The sequence below is a fragment of the Streptomyces sp. TRM70350 genome (assembly GCF_019219825.1).
Taxonomy (GTDB): domain Bacteria; phylum Actinomycetota; class Actinomycetes; order Streptomycetales; family Streptomycetaceae; genus Streptomyces.
In genome coordinates this window covers 149597-166216 of record NZ_JAHUXH010000006.1, presented here as the reverse complement: position 1 = coordinate 166216, position 16620 = coordinate 149597, and the positions used below count along the sequence as shown (strand labels likewise).

The following is a 16620-nucleotide window of genomic DNA, read 5'->3' as shown; positions in this document are numbered from 1 at the left end:
CCCCAGCCCGGTCGATACCCGAAACGCGTCCGTGATGCGCCGCCGGTCACGGACTGGCGCTTCATCGCCGCCGACCACCTCTTGCGCACTGCCGACGACCATCGCGGTCTGCGCCATGGTGTCCTCCAGCGACGGACTGTTGCCGTACACGGGGGAGTTGCCGAAGTGGGACGGCCCTCGCGTACGGCGTCCTGGGATTTCTGCCGCGCTAACAGGTGCGTGGGCGCGGTGTGGATCGCCTCATGCACGAGGAAGCGTCCCCCGTTGCCCGCTCGCGTGCCCCTGGCGAGTGTGTCCAGGACCGCCTCCGGCGTCCGCAGGCCGAGCAGTTGCCGTACGGCCCGCTCGTGGCGGGACGTGGCCACGCCCTGGTCCACGATCCGTGTGCGCGTCTGCCTCTTAGCCCCCGGCCGCGGGGCGTCGGCGATCAGTAGACCGCGGCCATGCTCGGTCTCGGCGGTGCGATGGGATCTAGCCAGAATGTCCGTCACCGTTCAAACTGGTGACTTAAAGGCTTACTGAGCGGTGTGGCCGGTGCCGCGTGCCCGCTCGTGATGAGAGACGGCCCACTCGGGTCGTATCGGCACCATGGTGGGCGACGCCCCGCACACGGCTCTGGCGACGACACAGAGGAACAGGTGACACGACATGGCTGACACCGAGCAGAAGGCCCTGCTGGCGGGCGGCTGCTTCTGGGGCATGCAAGAGCTGATCCGGACGCTCCCCGGCGTCCTGTCCACGCGGGTTGGGTACAGCGGAGGCGACATCGAGCGACCGACATACCGCAATCACGAGGGTCACGCCGAGTCGATCGAGATCGTCTTCGATCCGAGCATGACGGACTACCGGACCATCCTGGAGTACTTCTTCCAGATCCACGACCCGACCACGAAGAACCGCCAGGGCAACGATGTGGGACTCAGTTACCGGTCCGCCATCTTCTACCTCGACGACGAGCAGCGACGCGTCGCGGAGGACACGATCGCGGACGTGGACGCGTCGGGGCTGTGGCCGGGACCGGTGGTCACCGAAGTCGTACCCGCCGGGCCGTTCTGGGAGGCCGAGCCCGAGCATCAGGACTACCTTCAGCGCTACCCGGACGGCTACACCTGCCACTTCCCCCGTCCCGGCTGGCGGCTGCCGCAGCGTGCCACCTCCTGACCTCCTGACCTGCTGAGCCTCCGGGGCCATCAAGGCGCTTGGCCCCTGATCGAATAGTGCCGCGGCAGCCACAGGCTGCCGCGGGATCGCGGGCCGACTCGGCTGCGCTGCCGACGCAGCCGAGTCGGCCCGCGACGTGTTTCCGGCCTCAGAGCGTGTGACTTCAGGCGGTGAGGTCCGATGCGGCGTCCTTCAGCGCGGCCTGGTGGCCGAACAGGCCGGGAAGGCCGCCTGTGTGGAGGAAGAACGTGCGTCGGCCGGGAACGACGTGCCACCATCCACCGCCGCGATCAGGAGGCCGACCATGGCCCGACCGGTGTAGACGGGGGCGAGCACGACGCCCTCCGCGCGGGCCGTCCGGTTCAGGGCGGCCGCGGCGGTTCGGTCAACGCGCCGCAGTGGACGCCCAGGACTCGGTCGGTGCCGAGCGCGTGGACCAGACCGGCCATGGTGCCGACGGAACCCAGGGCCACCACGACGGTCTTGAGGTCGGGGGCCTGGGCGAGCAGTTCGCGTCCGCACACGGTGTAGCCGCGGGCGCCGAGCGCGCTGGAGCCTCCGAAGGGGGTCAGCGCCGGTACGGCGCCGTCGGCTCGCAGTCGCGCGGCCACTTCCGCCGCGGCCGCGCTGAGGGCGTCGCCATGGATGGCGCCGGCCTAGACGACGGTGGCGCTGAACAGGGCGTTCAGGCGAGATTGCTCTGCGTCGGCCCACCGGCGTGCCCGCCAGGGTCAGCACGGGACGCAGTCCCAGGCGGGCGCCCGCAGCGGCGGTCAGTCGGGCGTGGTTGCTCTGCGGGGCCCTGGTCGCCATGAGGTGTGTGGCTCCCTCGGCGAGTGCTGCGCCGCACAGTCACTCGACGAGCTTGCGGCTCTTCGAGTGACACCCGAGACCTCCTCCGTCACCTGCTTGACCGGTGACGGATTGAGTGGCATGCTCGTCACCAGTTCAACCGGTGACGACCTTCCGTCCCGGCTCCCCCAGTCCATGGAAAGTGGATGAAGAAGATGCACCTGAAGCTCGAACTCCTCGTTCTCCCCGTCTCCGACGTCGAGCGGGCCAAGGCCTTCTACGAGAGGGCGGGTTTCCGTCTGGACGTCGACGCGTCCCCCATCGAGGACTGGCGCGCGGTCCACCTCACACCGCCCGGATCCGAGGCGTCGATCATCTTCGGCAAGGGCCTCACCTCCGCAGAGCCCGGCTCCGCACAGGGCCTGTACCTGATCGTCTCCGACATCGAGGCGGCCCGCGAGGAACTGCTCGGGCGCGGCATCGACGTGAGCGAGGTGTTCCATGACGCCCGAGGGCTGCTCTTCCACGGCCACACCGGCGGCACGGTCACCCACGACCTGCCGGGCCAGGAACGCCTCGCGGGACGACACCCCGACGGCGCCTCCTACGGCTCCTACGCCACCTTCAGCGACCCCGACGGCAACGGCTGGGTCCTCCAGGAGATCACCGAGCGGCTCCCCGGTCGCTGAACCGCCCCGCAACCTCAGGAGCAGGGATGAATGCATCAGCGGCGAGCGATGCCGTCCGTGACTACGACGTGATCGTCATCGGAGCGGGTCCCGTCGGCGAGAACGTGGCCGAGCGTGCTCGCGCCGCCGGTCTCAGCAGCGTGATTGTCGAGCGTGAACTGCTCGGCGGTGAGTGCTCCTTCTGGGCGTGCGAGCCGAGCAAGGCGCTGTTGCGGCCGGTGGTGGCACGCGCCGACGCGCTCCGCGTCCCTGGGCTGCGCAAGGCGGTGGCCGGCCCACTGGACGTCGACGCGGTTCTGGCCCACCGCGACAAGATGGCCTCCTACTGGAAGGACGAGAGCCAGGTCGACTGGCTGGACTCCGTCGACGTGGACCTGATCCGCGGGCACGGCAGGCTCGACGGCCCCCGGCGGGTGGCGGTGCACACGGAGGACGGCGACGTCGTCCGGCTGGCCGCCCGGCACGCCGTCGTCCTCAGTACGGGCACCAGCGCGGCCCTGCCCCGGATCCCCGGACTGGACACCGTCCGTGCCTGGAGCAGCCGCGAGGCGACCAGCGCGGAGCAGGCGCCCAGCAGGCTGGCCGTCGTTGGCGGCGGTGTGGTCGCCGTCGAGATGGCCACCGCCTGGCAGGCGTTGGGGTCACAGGTGACCCTGCTGGTTCGCGAGGACCGTCTGCTCCAGCGGATGGAGCCGTTCGTCGGCGAGTTGGTCGCGGACGGCTTGCGTGAGGCCGGCGTGGACATCCGGTACGCCACCTCGGTGGCGTCCCTGCGCCGCGCGGACGGCGAGGTGCGGATCGACCTGGCGAACGGTCGGGAACTGGCGGCGGACGAGATCCTGCTGGCCACCGGCCGTGCCCCGCGGACCGCGGACGTGGGCCTGGAGACGGTCGGTCTGACCCCCGGTGACTGGCTGGCCGTGGACGACACGTTCCGGGTGACCGCTGTCCCGGACGGCTGGCTCTACGCCGTCGGCGACGTCAACGGGCGTGCCCTGCTCACGCACCAGGGCAAGTACCAGGCCAGGATCGCCGGTGCTGTCATCGGCGCACGCGCCAAGGGCGAGCCCGTCGACGACTCCCGGTGGGGTGCGCACATCGCGACGGCTGACAGCACGGCCGTACCGCAGGTGGTCTTCACCGTCCCCGAGGTCGCGGCCGTCGGGCTGACCACGCAGGAGGCCGAGCGCACCGGGCGCCGGGTCGATGTCGTCGACTACGACATCGGGCGCGTCGCCGGAGCGCACCAGTACGGCGAGGGCTACCGCGGCAAGGCCCGGATGCTGGTCGATCCGGACCGCGGCACCGTGGTCGGCGTCACCTTCGTCGGGCCCGGAACCGGCGAACTGCTCCACGCCGCCACGATCGCCATCGCCGGCGAGGTCCCGCTGGAACGGCTCTGGCACGCCGTACCCGCCTTCCCGACGATCAGCGAGGTCTGGCTGCGGCTGCTGGAGACCTACCGCGGCTGAAACCGAGGACACAACTGAAAACAGCACAGTGCAGATCGGCCGGGGGCCGCTCCAAAGGGCTGGATCTCCGGCCCGGAGCGGCCCCCGGCCGTCTGCGCGGCCGGTCAGGCAGGCCCAGGTCGCCACCTTGCGCAGGGCCGCGGCCAGCTCCTTGAGGTCCAGACCGACCAGATGGTCGAGGAAGTGCCGACGCACGGCGGCCAGACTGGTCGGCCACGCCTCCTCCAGCCGCCGGAAGCCGGCGTCCGTGAGGGCCGCGTTCCAGCCGCGGGCGTCCTCTGCGCACCGGACCCGCTGAACGAAATCCTGACCTCGGCGAGATCGCTCGTACGCAGCTGGCGACCGGGTGCCTCGGACAGGCGCATCAGGGCCAGGTACTCAGTTCTGAGCAGCCGCTGCTCCCGCACCATGTCGGCGTCGATGGCACGAAGCAGCGCGTGAACGAGACGCGGAAGCGCACGGACGACGGCTTCTTCGTCACCCCGGCTGCGTTGCCTACGAAAACTGCGACGACCCGGAGGAGACGCGGACTCCGTCGGCACCCGGTCGGCCGTGCTGTGCAACGGGTGACGATCCGGCAACCCGATCGGCCCGAGGTATGCGCCCAGGAGCTTGGTGGTGAAGGCGGCTGCCGTTGCCAGGAGTGTGAGGGGGAGGGCCGGCGGGGCCATGGGGGCCGGGACAGCGTCCAGCACTGGGCCAGCGGTGATCGATGCGACCGTGCCGGTGGTGTCAGGGGACGACGTGCTCGCTGGTGACCTGTATGTTCTCCCGTGCGCATAGGCGTTCACGAGGTCCTTCACGGCGGAGGCGGTGGAGCGCGACTGCTCCGGCGACCTGCAATGCGGAGCTCGTCGGGACCGTTCGAGCCGAGCACGGCCACCACGTCATGGCGCCTGAGCCCGTCACGCGCGCACGCCGCATCCCCGTGGCCGGCAGGCGTCCACGCCCTCCCCCGACCCCCGACCCCCGGCGCACATCGCCCGTCAGGTCCGACCCGGTCACCGCACTGGGAACCTGGTGCGGCTGGGGGTCACGCTGCAGGCCGACATAGGAGCTGCAGGCCGAGGGCGATCATGGTTGGCATGAAGCCATGCCCACCGGCGGTCGACGGGCGCCGGGCGATGACCTTGAGGGCGCCTCGGAAGTCGCTGGAGGTGTATGCGCCCGATCAAGCGCCGACCCCATCAGGCATGGTCATCAACGCTCTCCGGACGAGATGCGGTTGTGACGGCGCAGCAGGGCCACACCGCCGCTCTGGCGTGACGACGCGGGCACGAGGGTGGCTGGATCGCCGCGCCCGTCCCGCCCGCCGCCTCCCTCGCTCCACGGCCGCGCGGGGGCTCCCAGCCCGGAGATGACATCAGCTGAACGTGACATGCTCGACGTCGATGGTGACGAGCTCGATGTCGTGCGCCACCGTCCCGTCCGCGCCCAGCGGGTAGACGCGGCGCCTGGTCGGAACCATGATCCCGCCGAAGTCCGCGTGGTCGAAGGAGTAGTGCGCGGCCGGCCCGGCGTTGATGACCTCGGCGGTGTAGTCGTGCCGACGCAGCAGCCCGTCCTTGTCGAAGTAGAAGATCTGTTCCCGGCTGTGCGTGGCGACATCCTCGGGGAAGGTGACCTTCAGCCGGCTCCACTTTTCGCCGTTGTCGGTGACGGCGGGCAGTTCCTCGGTGCGGAAGCCGGGGGAGACGAAGCTGAAGGGCGAGGTCAGGTACGTCCACATCGCGTAACCGGCGAAGTAGGCGACGTGCAGGTCGTCCCACGGGGTTTCGAGGGTGTGGCCCGCGAACGCGTCCCGGGGCGCCAGACGCTCGGCCTGCACCTCGCCGCGGTCATTCACCACGGTCACTCGGTCCGCGGTGAAGGACGTGCGCAGGTCCGGGGCACGGAAGGGGGAGTGGCTGGCGCGCTGTCGGCGAAGGTCGACGCGGACGGTGGCGCTGTCGAAGATGCCCTCGTGCCCCTTCAGCGCCCACAGCGCGCCACCGGAGTGGAAGTCGACGGTGGCCGACTCGTATCGGCCGTAGCGGTCCAGGCCGCCGTGCGCATCGATGACATGGGCCGTGAGATCACTCATGGTGGGTCTCCTGTGTGTATGTCGTTGCCTTGGCGGCGGGTCCTCAGATGGGACGACCTCCTTTTTTCATAATGACCGGTCGTCTTAAAAGGCGCAAGCTCGCGTGCCTGCGTGGCAATCCGCCCCTGCCGACGTAGGAGACCTATGCCTGATGCCCGCATCTCGCCGTCCTCGCCGATGGGCGGCAAATTCCTCGGTACGGAAGCTCTGAGGGCGAAGCCGAAGAGAGGGGCCTGTGAATGCATCCCGGGGCGCACGCCGCCCCGCGTGGCCCCTCGCCGCAGTCTTCACGGCCGTCCGCTCGTATCTGGTAGGGTGAATACGACTGACCGTCTTACAGCCATCCTGTGCAGGAGGAGGTCCAGCCGTGGCGAGAGCCAGTCTGCGTGAGAACCTCGTCGCCGCGGCGGTCCAGCAGTTCCACGCCCACGGTTACGCGGCTACGGGCGTGAAGGACATCACCAACGCCGCCGGCGCCCCGAAGGGCTCCTTCTACAACCACTTCCAGAGCAAGGAAGCCCTGGCCGTGGTGGCCCTGGAACGGTACGGCGCCACTCGGCGGCTGGAGAGCCTGCGCGACTCGTCGGTCGCGCCGCTGACCCGGCTGCGCGAGCACTTCGAGTTCCTGCGTGACGAAAACGTTCGGGCCGACTTCACCCGGGGCTGCCTCGTGGGTGACCTGGCCGTCGAGGTGGCCGATCACAGTGACGCGGTGCGCGCCACCGTGCGGGACAGCTTCGAGGCCTGGACCGATGCGCTCGCCTTCGCCATTGCCGAGGCCCAGCAAGCGGGCGACGTGGCGAAGACCCTGGATGCGTCCACTTTGGCCCGGTTTGTGCTGAGTGCGTGGGAAGGGGCACTGGTCTGCGCCCGAGCCGAGCGCTCTGCGCGGCCGTACGAGGCGTTCTTCACGGCCGTCTTCGGAGTGCTGCTGCGGTAAGTCGCAGGCCGACTGACGAGTACGCGGCACTGCACGCTGCTGGCCCGCTCCTCACGGGCACCCCCATGCACCGAGACCTCACGCACTCGGAGGCACTCATGGTTGGCGTTCAAGACGACTGGCTGTATAAGCACTTGCTCTGTGCCTGTCTTCGAGGTCCTGGAGTGCTGTCCATGACGCACACGCAAGGCGACCGAGCCTACGCCGACGACCAGGCTGGGCTGGGGGGATCAGCGCGGACTACTACGGGCGCCTGGAGATCCGATCCGCGTCAGCGGATAAGGCCCGCTCTTCGACAGCTGCTGAACGCACTGACCGACGCCCCGGCGCTGATCATCGGCCATGGCACCGACCTTCCATCATGGCCAGGTCGGCGAGGTCAGCCTGAAGTACGAGCGTGACGTGCGACTGGGGCAGCCGGGCGGGCCCCCGTACGTGTACTTGTCGCGTTCGTACAACGGTGGCCAGGCCAGCGATGCCGCCACCGGGCGCCAGGATCTTCCTGGCGCTGCCCCCGCTGAGTGTGAACGCTCGTGCCCCGGGCCCGGTACTCGTCGGCCCGCACGTTCCGGCACCGGCGCGAGGTTCAGTGCGCCCATCGCCGAGTAGAGCACCCCCGCGCCGCCCGCGATCCCGACGGACGCAGGAAGTCACGCCGGGATCCCGTGGATCTCTCCGTAGCCACTCACTCCGCCTCACGCATCCGTGCGAGCCGCACCCACGCCCGCCGAGCCGTGGCCCCCTGCCTTAGGGGTCCTTGCACTATGCCCGCCCGGGTCGCGTGGTCTGGCACCGCACCTCGCCGCGTTGCCGAACCGCCCAGGTAGCTCCGCTACCAGGGCGCTCCGGCGCCTTGCGATGCACGGCACCAGACCACGCGACCTGATCGGACGCTCGTAGTGCAAGGACCCCTTAACCTGGGGCACGTGAACGCACCGGGGGACATGGTCGACGGACGCTTCGAGTTGCTGGAGCGGCTGGGCAGCGGCGGAATGGGCACGGTCTGGCGGGCCCGGGACACGGTTCTGCACCGTGAGGTCGCCCTCAAGGCGGTACGTCCGGATGCCGAGGCCTCCGAGGCCGTACGAGAACGGGTCATGCGTGAGGCGAGGGCGCTGGCCCGGCTCAGCAACCCGTATGTGGTGACGGTCCACCAGCTCATCGAGGCGGATCCCCATCCGTGGATCGTGATGGAGCTGGTGCCGGGCGTCTCGCTCCAACAGCGCCTGGCCGACGGCCCGTTGACCCCTGTGGAGGCGGCGCGCATCGGTCGCCAGGTGCTCTCCGGGCTGCGCGCCGCGCACGCGGCCGGTATCCAGCACCGGGACGTCAAGCCCGCCAACGTGCTGCTCCGGCCCGACGGCACCGCCGTCCTCACCGACTTCGGCATCGCCGCCCTCCAGGGCACCACCGCGCTGACGGTCACCGGTGAACTCGTCGGCTCGCCCGAGTACATGGCGCCCGAACGCGTGCGCGGCCACGGCGACGACCCGGCCGCCGACCTGTGGTCCCTCGGGGTCGTGCTGTACGTCTGCGTGGAAGGCGTCAGCCCCCTGCGCCGCGAGACGACTCTCGCCACGCTGGCCGCGGTCCTCGACGACCCGGTGCCCCCGCCCGCCCGATCGGGCCCACTCGCCTCCGTCCTTCAGTCTCTCCTCGTACGCGACCCGGCGGCGCGCCCCGATGCCGAGCAACTGGACGCGCTGCTGGCGCAGGCCGCGTCCGGCACCACACCGCACTGGGCCCGGCCGACGCAGACGGTGACGCCGACACCGACGCAGGTGGACACGCCGCGTCCGGGGCGCCGACCCCGTGGCCGTAGACCGCTCCTCGTCGCCGTCACCGCCCTGCTGGCCGCCGGCGCGATCACCGCAGTCGCCCTCACCCTGTTCACCCCCGACGACGGGCAGAACGACGACAAGCAGACCGTGGGAGCGGAGGGCAGCTCAGCGCCGAGCACGTCCTCGGCGCCCACGCCCAGCGCGACGCCCACCCCGGGCGGGTCCGAGTCGCCCTCCGCCCCGCCCGGGGCCGGCCGATGGATCGCCCAGCTGTACTCCGAACCACTCTCCGCGGGTACCACGGCCCGCGACCGGCGCCTCGCCCGGATCCGCCAGTCCGTCCCCGAGGCCGTCTTCGTCCGCAGCGACGACTACGCCTCGCTCCGTCCGGGCTACTGGGTGATCTACGCCCCGGGCCCGTTCGCCGACGGCCGCGCGGCACTGGCCTTCTGCGCCGAGCGCGGGCATACGACGGCGAACGCCTGCATGGGCCGCTACCTGAGCACCAGCCCGGCCGACTTCGCCCTCCAGTGCCGCCCACCGGCGACGGCCCCGACGGGCCGCTGTACGCGCGGTACGTAGGGGCCGCGGGCCATCGGCGGCGGCCCCGAGGTCACGGCCGAGGCCGCGGAAACGTCTCCAACGCCCGCGCCAGCCCTGCCGCATCCGTACCCACCTTGCGATACACCAGGGACAGCAACCGCCGCACCCCCTGCTCGGTGAGCCGCAGTTCCTTCGCCACGACCGCCACCGGCTTGCCCAGCGCGGTCAGCTCGGCGGCTCGGCGTTCCTGGGCCGTGAGGGTGTCCGTCTGGGCGTAGCGCAGGGGCAGGGGGCGGAGGCCGGCGGCTGAGAGCTCGTCCCGGGCCCGCGCCGCCAGGGCCTCCGCACCGCAGTGCACGGCGCCTTCCAGGCCCTGGTAGAGCCGGTCCGCGGCCTCCGGGACCCGGCCGTTGCGGGACAGCGCGGCGCCGTGACCGACGAGCGCACGGGCCAGTTCGTAGGCCGCGGGCGACCGCTGCAGTTCGGTCACGGCCTCGTCGTACAGGTCCAGTGCGGCCGTCCCGCCGGTCACCTCGGCCTCGGTGTGCAGCGCCTGGCCGATCGCGGAGGCCGCGCCGAAGTCGCGGGCCCGCTTGACGGCGTCCCGCGCGAGCCGGACCGCACGGTCGGGCGCGGTCGGCGCGAGGGCGTACGCCAGGTTCAGCTGCCACGGGCACCAGGCGGGGTTGCGCCAGGCCCGCGCCTCCAGCCGGTCCCCCACGGCGGTCAGCAGACGCCGCGCCTCGGCGTGCCGGCCCTCGGCGAGGAGCAGTTCGGAGTAGACCGTGCGAGGGTCCGGGTAGATGACGGCGTTCGGGACGACGTCGCCGTAGTGGTACGAGTCGGCGAGCTTGCGGGCGTCGGCGGTGCGGCCGCGGGCGAGGAGGGTCTGGATGAGGATGCCGATGGCGAACCACTGGGCGGGTACGGCGCCCTCCACCCGCTCGGCGGTGCGCAGACCCTCCCATGCCCAGTGCTCCGCCTCGGTCAGCAGTCCCCGGCGGTAGCGGATGTAGCCGAAGAGGGTCTGGCCGACGGCCAGGTGCGAGCCGCGCCAGCCCTTGCGCTCGCACTCGGCCATGCCCTTGGTGAACAGCTCTTCGGCGCGGCCCGGCTGGTCGCCGTACATGAAGACCAGGGCGACGGAGACGGGAACCTCGAAGCCCCGGTTCTCCTCGGTCCAGCTCATGCCGTCGCGCAGGGCCACCTCGGCGCAGGTGAGGGCGGTGTGCCGTGGCTCCCCGCGGACCAGGGCGTCCCAGCCCCGAAGACCCAGGATGTAACGCTCCTCCAGGCCCCGGCCGGTCAGTCGCTCGGCGAGCCGGGTCAGCTTGCGGGAACGGGCGGGTGAGTCGGGCTCGTCGGCACGGAACATGCTCCAGACGAAGTGATCGGCCTGCATGCGCAGCTTGACCCGCGCGTTGGTGGCCTGGCGCGCTTCCAGTTCGGCCACGGCCGCGGCCTCCGCCATCTGGTCCGTGTGGGCCAGCGCCTGGGTCAGCCGGTAGACGATGGAGGCACGCAGGTCGGGGTCGATGTCCGGCTCGGTGAGCGCCTCCCGAAGATGCCTGACCGTGGCCGTGGGCTCGATCAGGAAGGTGGAGCAGGCGAGATCATGGAGGAGCGCGGCGCGATCTTCCGGAAGCGGCGGCTCCTGCAGGGCTCGGGTGAGCAGTCGGCGGGCGGCTTCCGGGGCACCGGCGCGAAGGTATTCGCGGGCGGCGTCCCAGAGGCAGGCAACCGCCTCGGCGTTGCCGTCGCAGGGCACCTCCAGCAGGTGCCGTGCTGCGGCGGTCGGGCCGAGTCCCGCCGCACGGACGGCCACGGCGGCCGCGTTGTGCATGCCGACCCGGAAGGGCGTGCGGATCGAGCGGTAGATCGTGGTGGCGATCAGCGGGTGTACGAATTCCAGACCGCCCCCCGGCCCGTGGCCCTCGGCCAGGATGCGGGCCGCGCGCAACTGCTCGGTCGCCTCGGCGGCCTGCTCACTGCCGATGCACGCGATGGTGGCGGCGATGTCGGGTCGGAACGGGGCACCCAGCACGGCTCCGGCCTCGGCGAAGTGGATGGTGCCGGTGCTGAGCCGTCCGAGGCACTCGATGAGGCCCGGCCCCTTGACCGCCGCCGCGAGGTCTCGCATGGCCGCCAGCTCGTCCGGTGCGCCCTTGACCTTGCGTTCGCCGAGCCTGATGGCGAGTTCGACGGCCTCGAACGGACTTCCGCCGGTGACTTCCCAGCATTCCTTGCAGAACTCGTCGTCGGCCGCCTCTCCCACTTCCTTGCGGACGATCCGCGCCACGGCGTCGCAGGTGAGCGGTGCCAGGGAATAGGGGCGAGTCCCCTGACCGGTCACGAGCGCACGGAAGGAGGCGGCTTCGGGCGGCAGTTCGTTCGGCCGGTAGGCGACGACGATGAGCAGGGGAAGGCCTTCGGCCCGCGCCGCGAAGGAGGTGAGCCAGCCGAGGGACTCGACGTCGGCCCAGTGCAGGTCGTCCAGGAGCAGAACCACGGGCGCCTTCATCACCGTCAGGCGCGTCATGACCCAGTCGAGCCCGTCACGCACTCCGGTCGGGTCCGGCATCTGGCCGGTGTCCGTCGCCTCCAGCCCCAGCGCCACGGCGACGATGTCGTACCAGCTTCCGAGAAACGTACGCAGTTGCTGCTGTTCCATGGCAGCCAGGGCTGGTTGAACGAGCTGGCGCACCACGTGGAACGCCAGCTCCTGTTCGTTCTCGCCGCCTCGGCCCGAGAGAACGGTGAACCCTTGTGCGACGGCCCGGGCGCGTGCCTCCGCGAGGAGCCTCGTCTTGCCCATGCCCGCCGAGCCGGTGAAGGCGAGCAGCCGGCCCTGCCCGGCGCGTGGCGTACCGTCGGCGGCGCCACGGAGGTCCGACAACGCGGCCTCAAGCCCCTGAAGTTCCCGGTCGCGTTCGAACAACGACCGGGGCTCCGTGATCGGTTGTCGCGACATTTGCGCCATGTGCGCTACCGCTTCCTGTCATTGATCCTCGGAGGACAGCGCCGAGAGTACGCCCCGGTGGACGCTCCGTGGCCGAATTGAGGAATGAGGATGACAGGGAAGGATGAATCATCCGACGGCGTGGTTTGATTGTCTGTTCTTCGGGTACGGCTCTTCGGTCGCCGCGTCATGCGCTCGGGTCACGGACGGACGGGCGCCACGGTTGCGTCCGCGTAGCGCGGGACGATGCGGGACCAGTAGTAGCAGCCGCGGATCCAGCCGACCATGCCCTCCACATAGCCGACGCCGGCGGGGCTCAACTCCGGTTCGATCTCCTCGTAGAGCTTCTCGAACTCGCGGATCGTGTCGTTGATCTGCCGGATGGCCAGCCTCACCGCCACCGGCAGGGAGCACTGCTGCGCGCGCTGGTGGGCCAGGGCCAGATTGATCACTCCGCCCGCCCGTTGTTCCTTCACCGCGGAGAAGAGGTCGGCCGTCCACACGGCCGCGTCGACCGACAGCCGCCTCAGACGCTCCATGACGGGGTGGTGGAACTCCTCCGTCGTCAGCTCGTGGGCCTGCGCGGCCTCGTAGAGCGGGTAGAAGGGTTCGACGCCCGCGGTGAGCGAACGTATGGTCGTGCATACTCCGGTCGATATGGGGACTGAGTCCGTCTGGGCCACCGATTCGTACAGCAGACCGTGTACGTACTCGCGGCTCAGCCAGCTCCATCGCGCAGCCTGCGCGGGCGTGCACCGCTCCTGGACCTGATGGCGGAGGTCGGTCAGCGCGGAGCCGAGGGGAGTGCTGGGCGGTCGGCCGTCGCGCAGAATTCCGATGCTCTCGCACACCATGGGCAGCAGCCGGCCCGGCCACCGGCGACCGACGTCTTCGGCGCGGTCGTCGAAAATGAATTGATAGGCGATCTGGTTCGCCACGATCTGGAGAATGTCCCGGTCCACCGCCGGGCTGTTGTAGGACGCGAGCTGCGCGGGCCGAGTGCGGACAATCATGTCCGCCACGGCCGGGTCGTCGGTCAGTCCCCATGTGCGCAACCACGCGTCGACTCCTGCCGCCACCTCGGACTCATGCGGATTGCTCAGAAACGGGAAGGGCATGTAGAGGGAGGCGTCTATGAGTTCCTTGAGAGTGCCTCCGGGCAGTCTGCTGTGCGATGCGATCGGGATGTCCTGATGCACCGTGGGCATCGTTGTCACCTGCCGTTCGGAGAAGCTGTCATGGCTGACGCGGCTCGCAGATCATCACCAGCGCCCTCGGCCCCAAGGTCGCCGCCGGACGCAGCTTTCCGTCATGCCCCGACACCGGCCGCAGACGCCAGTGAGCGGCAACCGTCGCGACCCCCACCATCGCCTCCGCCATGGCGAACCTGTCGCCGATGCATTTGCGGTTCCCCGCGGCGAAAGGCAGCATCGCGCCCTTCCGTACGGCCGTCTCCCCTTCCGGAAGCCAGCGTTCCGGAAGAAAACGCTCGGGCTCGGGGAAAGACGCGGGGTCGTGGTGCAGGAGATAGGGGCTGTACAGGATCATCGCCCCCTGCGGCAGCCGATGCCCGCCGAGCTCCGTCTCCCGGGTGGTGACCCGGGTGAACAGCCAGCCGGGCGGACGCACGCGCAGCGTCTCGGTGACCACGCACCGGGTGTACTCCAGACGCTCCAGCTCCTCCTGGCCCGGCGCGCGGCCGTCGGGGAGTACCGCATCGACCTCACGGTGCAGTGCCCGCTCCGCCTCCGGGTGCACCGCCAGCAGGCTGAACGCCGAGGCAAGGCACATCGCCGTGGTCTCCACGCCGGTGAGCAGGAGCGTGATGAGCTGGTCGTGGATCTCCCGGTCGGTGATCCCTCGCGGTTTCCCGGCGCCGCCGTCCGCGTCGCCCTCCGCCGCACCGCCCCCGGCGCCCTCTCCGTCGCGCGCCGCGAGCAGGGTGCCCAGGAGATCCTCGCGCGCAGGAGCTTCCCGGCGCTCCGCGATGATCGCGTCGATCAGCGCGTGCAGACGGCGAAGCGCCCCCTGATACCGCCGGTTCGCGGGCGTGGGTATGCGGAAGACGGCGTCGACCGGCACGACCGTACGGACGAACAGGCCCCGCACGACCGCGGCGAGGCTCTCCCGCACGAGGGCCGCCCGCTCGGCGTCCAGCGAGCCGGAGAACAGCACCCGGCTGGTCACCCGCGTCGTCAGCGCCATCATCGCCCCGGTGACGTCGACCTTCTCGCCCGCCCGCCACCCACGGCACAGCGCCTCGGCCTCCGCGGCCATCAGCTCGGTGTACGCGGCGAGGCGGGACGGGTGGAAGCCGGGTTGCAGGAGCACGCGTTGGCGGCGGTGCTCGGACTGCGGGCAGGTGACGATGCCGTTGCCCATCAGCGCGCCGAGCCGGTCGTACTGCGTGCCGCCCTTGTCGAAGGTGTGCGGGTCCCTGAGCATCTGATGGACCAGCCGCGGATCGCAGATCATCCAGGCACGCCGCGGGCCCAGGCGTAACTCGACCAGGTCTCCTTCTGCGGGGAGGGAATTCAGAAAGTCCAGCGGGCGCCGGAACAAGGCGATAGCATGGCTGATGGGCGGGAATATGCCCGGCGCAGTACCCACAGTCGATACTCGCGTCGGTTCGGTCACAGCACCATTCATCGAATACCCCTTGCCTCAGCGGAACATGGAAACTCGGTGACTGCTCACGGGCCGTGCGCTTGAGTCATTGTTCTGCCCAGTTCAACCTGTGGTCGGCCCCTCGCATCCTCTCTCCCCGGGGGCGCACGGGAGCACAAAGAAGCATCGCTGAACGGCAGTTGATGGGGCCTGCACAGAACGACTATTGACTTCCGTGGAACGCGGTGCCCCGTGCGAAGGCGTGCCTCACCGGCCCGGAGCGCCCACCCGCAGTCCGTCCATCACAAGATCCAGCAACCGGGCCGCCCGCGGTTGCCAGTCGCTGTCTGGATTGATCTGGCAGAGGCCGGAGATGGCGAGGACGAAGTCCTCCGCGGTCACGCCGGGACGGATGGTGCCGGCCTCCTCGTTCGCGCGCAGCAGGAGTTCGGCGGCGGAGATCAGCGGGGTGTGTCCGGGCTTCTGCGCCCCCGGCCCGCCGGTGGCCTGCCGGATCGCCTCGGCGAGCCCCGCCTTGGTCATGGCGAACCGGGCGAGGCGGTCCATCCACTCCCGCGGCGCCGTGTCCGAACGGCACTCCTACGGGGCGCAGTTCGCCGAGGTCGCCGTGGACGTCACCACCGGCGAGGTATGCGTCCGGCGCATGCTCGGCGTCTTCGCCGCGGGCCGGACCGTCAACCCGTTGACCGCGCGCAACCAGCTCGTCGGCGGCATGATCTGGGGCATCTCCATGGCCCTGCACGAGGAAGCCCTCCGTGACCGCGCCTCCGGCGGCACCATCGGCGCCGCCCTCACCGGCTACCACGTCGCCGCGCACGCCGACGTACCCCCTGTCGAGGCGGACTGGGTGGACGACCCCGACCCCGACGACCCCGTCGGCATCAAGGGCATCGGCGAGATCGGCATCGTCGGCGCCGCGGCGGCCATCGCCAACGCCGTCTGGCACGCGACCGGCCTACGCCACCGCACCCTGCCCATCCGGCCCGACCGGGTCCTGCTCGCGGCCACCGATGCTTGACATCGCCGAGGAACTGCACCGCTGGGCCGAGGAGCGCCGCGACTCGGCCGTGGCCACGGTCATCGCCGTCTCCGGCAGCGCACCACGCGCCCCCGGCGCCGCCCTCGCCGTCGACACGGACGGCGAGGCCGTCGGCTCGGTGCGGCGAACCCATCCTCCAACGCTTCGGCTCCAGGGACGAGGACGCCTTCGCGGTGGGCCTGACATGCGGCGGCGAGATCGAGGTCCTGATCACACCGCCCACACAGGACAGAGAGGTCGTGGCAAGCGCGCTGAGGGCGGCTTCGCAGGGGGAGACGCCGGCCTGGCGTCACCGATGGAACGCATCGCGGCCGAGCCCCACGCCCTGCTGGAAGCAGGCCGCACCGGCACCATCGAACTGTGCGACCTGCGCCCGCTTCCCCGAGGCCGACGAGATCGTCGTCGACTGGCCGTACCGTGAGCTGCGCCGCACCCGGACCGACGCGCGCACGGTTCCGTGCGTCCTCACGCACGACGCCAAGTTCGACGTACCCCTCCTGACCGAAACCCTGCGGCTGCCGCGGGGACGCCGA

At 70.6% G+C, this 16620-nt stretch carries 10 protein-coding genes and 4 pseudogenes; 7 read left to right on the top strand and 7 right to left on the bottom strand.

Going from position 1 to position 16620, the window contains the following annotated elements:
- Nucleotides 1-72: 72 nt before the first annotated feature.
- Nucleotides 73-206, bottom strand: a pseudogene (locus tag KWI83_RS38435) (5,10-methylene tetrahydromethanopterin reductase); the annotation flags it as partial.
- Nucleotides 207-648: 442 nt separating this feature from the next.
- Here KWI83_RS38435 and msrA point away from each other — a divergent pair.
- Nucleotides 649-1161 carry a peptide-methionine (S)-S-oxide reductase MsrA gene (gene msrA, locus KWI83_RS12205; RefSeq protein ID WP_218514342.1) on the top strand — a complete coding sequence of 171 codons (513 nt, stop codon included), beginning with the start codon at nucleotides 649-651 and terminating at the stop codon, nucleotides 1159-1161.
- A 362-nt stretch (nucleotides 1162-1523) separates the two neighbouring features.
- Here msrA and KWI83_RS12200 read toward each other — a convergent pair whose 3' ends face one another.
- Entirely contained in the window at nucleotides 1524-1772 is a 249-nt protein-coding gene (locus KWI83_RS12200) for a hypothetical protein (protein WP_218514341.1), read from the bottom strand.
- 396 nt (nucleotides 1773-2168) lie between these two features.
- Here KWI83_RS12200 and KWI83_RS12195 point away from each other — a divergent pair, with 396 nt between their 5' ends.
- Both KWI83_RS12195 and KWI83_RS12190 read left to right on the top strand, forming a co-directional pair.
- Nucleotides 2169-2642 (top strand): VOC family protein, encoded by a 474-nt coding sequence (locus KWI83_RS12195; protein WP_218514530.1) that lies wholly within the window; start codon nucleotides 2169-2171, stop codon nucleotides 2640-2642.
- Nucleotides 2643-2668: 26 nt separating this feature from the next.
- Entirely contained in the window at nucleotides 2669-4114 is a 1446-nt protein-coding gene (locus KWI83_RS12190) for an NAD(P)/FAD-dependent oxidoreductase (RefSeq protein WP_218514340.1), read from the top strand.
- Nucleotides 4115-5477: 1363 nt separating this feature from the next.
- On the opposite strand, the gene KWI83_RS12185 is transcribed toward KWI83_RS12190, so the two are convergent.
- Nucleotides 5478-6197, bottom strand: coding sequence for a hypothetical protein (locus KWI83_RS12185; protein WP_218514339.1), 720 nt, complete (start codon nucleotides 6195-6197; stop codon nucleotides 5478-5480).
- A 367-nt stretch (nucleotides 6198-6564) separates the two neighbouring features.
- On the opposite strand from KWI83_RS12185, the gene KWI83_RS12180 reads away from it, so the two are divergent.
- Both KWI83_RS12180 and KWI83_RS12175 read left to right on the top strand, forming a co-directional pair.
- Nucleotides 6565-7137, top strand: a complete 573-nt coding sequence (locus tag KWI83_RS12180; RefSeq protein ID WP_218514338.1) for a TetR/AcrR family transcriptional regulator — start codon at nucleotides 6565-6567, stop codon at nucleotides 7135-7137.
- 926 nt (nucleotides 7138-8063) lie between these two features.
- On the top strand, nucleotides 8064-9500 hold the full coding sequence (locus tag KWI83_RS12175) for a serine/threonine-protein kinase (RefSeq protein WP_308122035.1): 1437 nt from the start codon (nucleotides 8064-8066) through the stop codon (nucleotides 9498-9500).
- A 31-nt stretch (nucleotides 9501-9531) separates the two neighbouring features.
- Here the strand turns inward: KWI83_RS12175 and KWI83_RS12170 are convergent, their stop codons facing one another.
- The 4 genes and pseudogenes from KWI83_RS12170 to KWI83_RS12155 form a co-directional block, all read right to left on the bottom strand.
- Nucleotides 9532-12432, bottom strand: a complete 2901-nt coding sequence (locus tag KWI83_RS12170; protein ID WP_218514337.1) for an AAA family ATPase — start codon at nucleotides 12430-12432, stop codon at nucleotides 9532-9534.
- A 188-nt stretch (nucleotides 12433-12620) separates the two neighbouring features.
- Nucleotides 12621-13628 (bottom strand): (-)-alpha-amorphene synthase, encoded by a 1008-nt coding sequence (locus tag KWI83_RS12165; protein WP_218514336.1) that lies wholly within the window; start codon nucleotides 13626-13628, stop codon nucleotides 12621-12623.
- A gap of 28 nt (nucleotides 13629-13656) precedes the next feature.
- Nucleotides 13657-15069, bottom strand: a complete 1413-nt coding sequence (locus KWI83_RS12160) for a cytochrome P450 (protein ID WP_218514335.1) — start codon at nucleotides 15067-15069, stop codon at nucleotides 13657-13659.
- A 225-nt stretch (nucleotides 15070-15294) separates the two neighbouring features.
- Nucleotides 15295-15615, bottom strand: a pseudogene (locus KWI83_RS12155) (TetR/AcrR family transcriptional regulator); the annotation flags it as partial.
- On the opposite strand from KWI83_RS12155, the pseudogene KWI83_RS12150 reads away from it, so the two are divergent.
- Together KWI83_RS12150 and KWI83_RS12145 are read left to right on the top strand one after the other, a co-directional pair.
- Nucleotides 15614-16066 (top strand): annotated as a pseudogene (locus KWI83_RS12150) (molybdopterin cofactor-binding domain-containing protein); the annotation flags it as partial. The pseudogenes KWI83_RS12155 and KWI83_RS12150 sit on opposite strands and share 2 nt — an antisense overlap.
- Nucleotides 16059-16608: pseudogene (locus KWI83_RS12145) on the top strand (XdhC family protein); the annotation flags it as partial. The pseudogenes KWI83_RS12150 and KWI83_RS12145, both read left to right, overlap by 8 nt.
- Nucleotides 16609-16620 lie beyond the last annotated feature (12 nt).

Bases quoted from the DNA above. Each gene is read 5' to 3' on its own strand.
- msrA (WP_218514342.1), top strand. From the start codon at position 649: ATGGCTGACACCGAGCAGAAGGCCCTGCTGGCGGGCGGCTGCTTCTGG.
- KWI83_RS12195 (WP_218514530.1), top strand. From the start codon at position 2,169: ATGCACCTGAAGCTCGAACTCCTCGTTCTCCCCGTCTCCGACGTCGAG.
- KWI83_RS12190 (WP_218514340.1), top strand. From the start codon at position 2,669: ATGAATGCATCAGCGGCGAGCGATGCCGTCCGTGACTACGACGTGATC.
- KWI83_RS12185 (WP_218514339.1), bottom strand. From the start codon at position 6,197: ATGAGTGATCTCACGGCCCATGTCATCGATGCGCACGGCGGCCTGGAC.
- KWI83_RS12170 (WP_218514337.1), bottom strand. From the start codon at position 12,432: ATGTCGCGACAACCGATCACGGAGCCCCGGTCGTTGTTCGAACGCGAC.
- KWI83_RS12165 (WP_218514336.1), bottom strand. From the start codon at position 13,628: ATGCCCACGGTGCATCAGGACATCCCGATCGCATCGCACAGCAGACTG.
- KWI83_RS12160 (WP_218514335.1), bottom strand. From the start codon at position 15,069: ATGAATGGTGCTGTGACCGAACCGACGCGAGTATCGACTGTGGGTACT.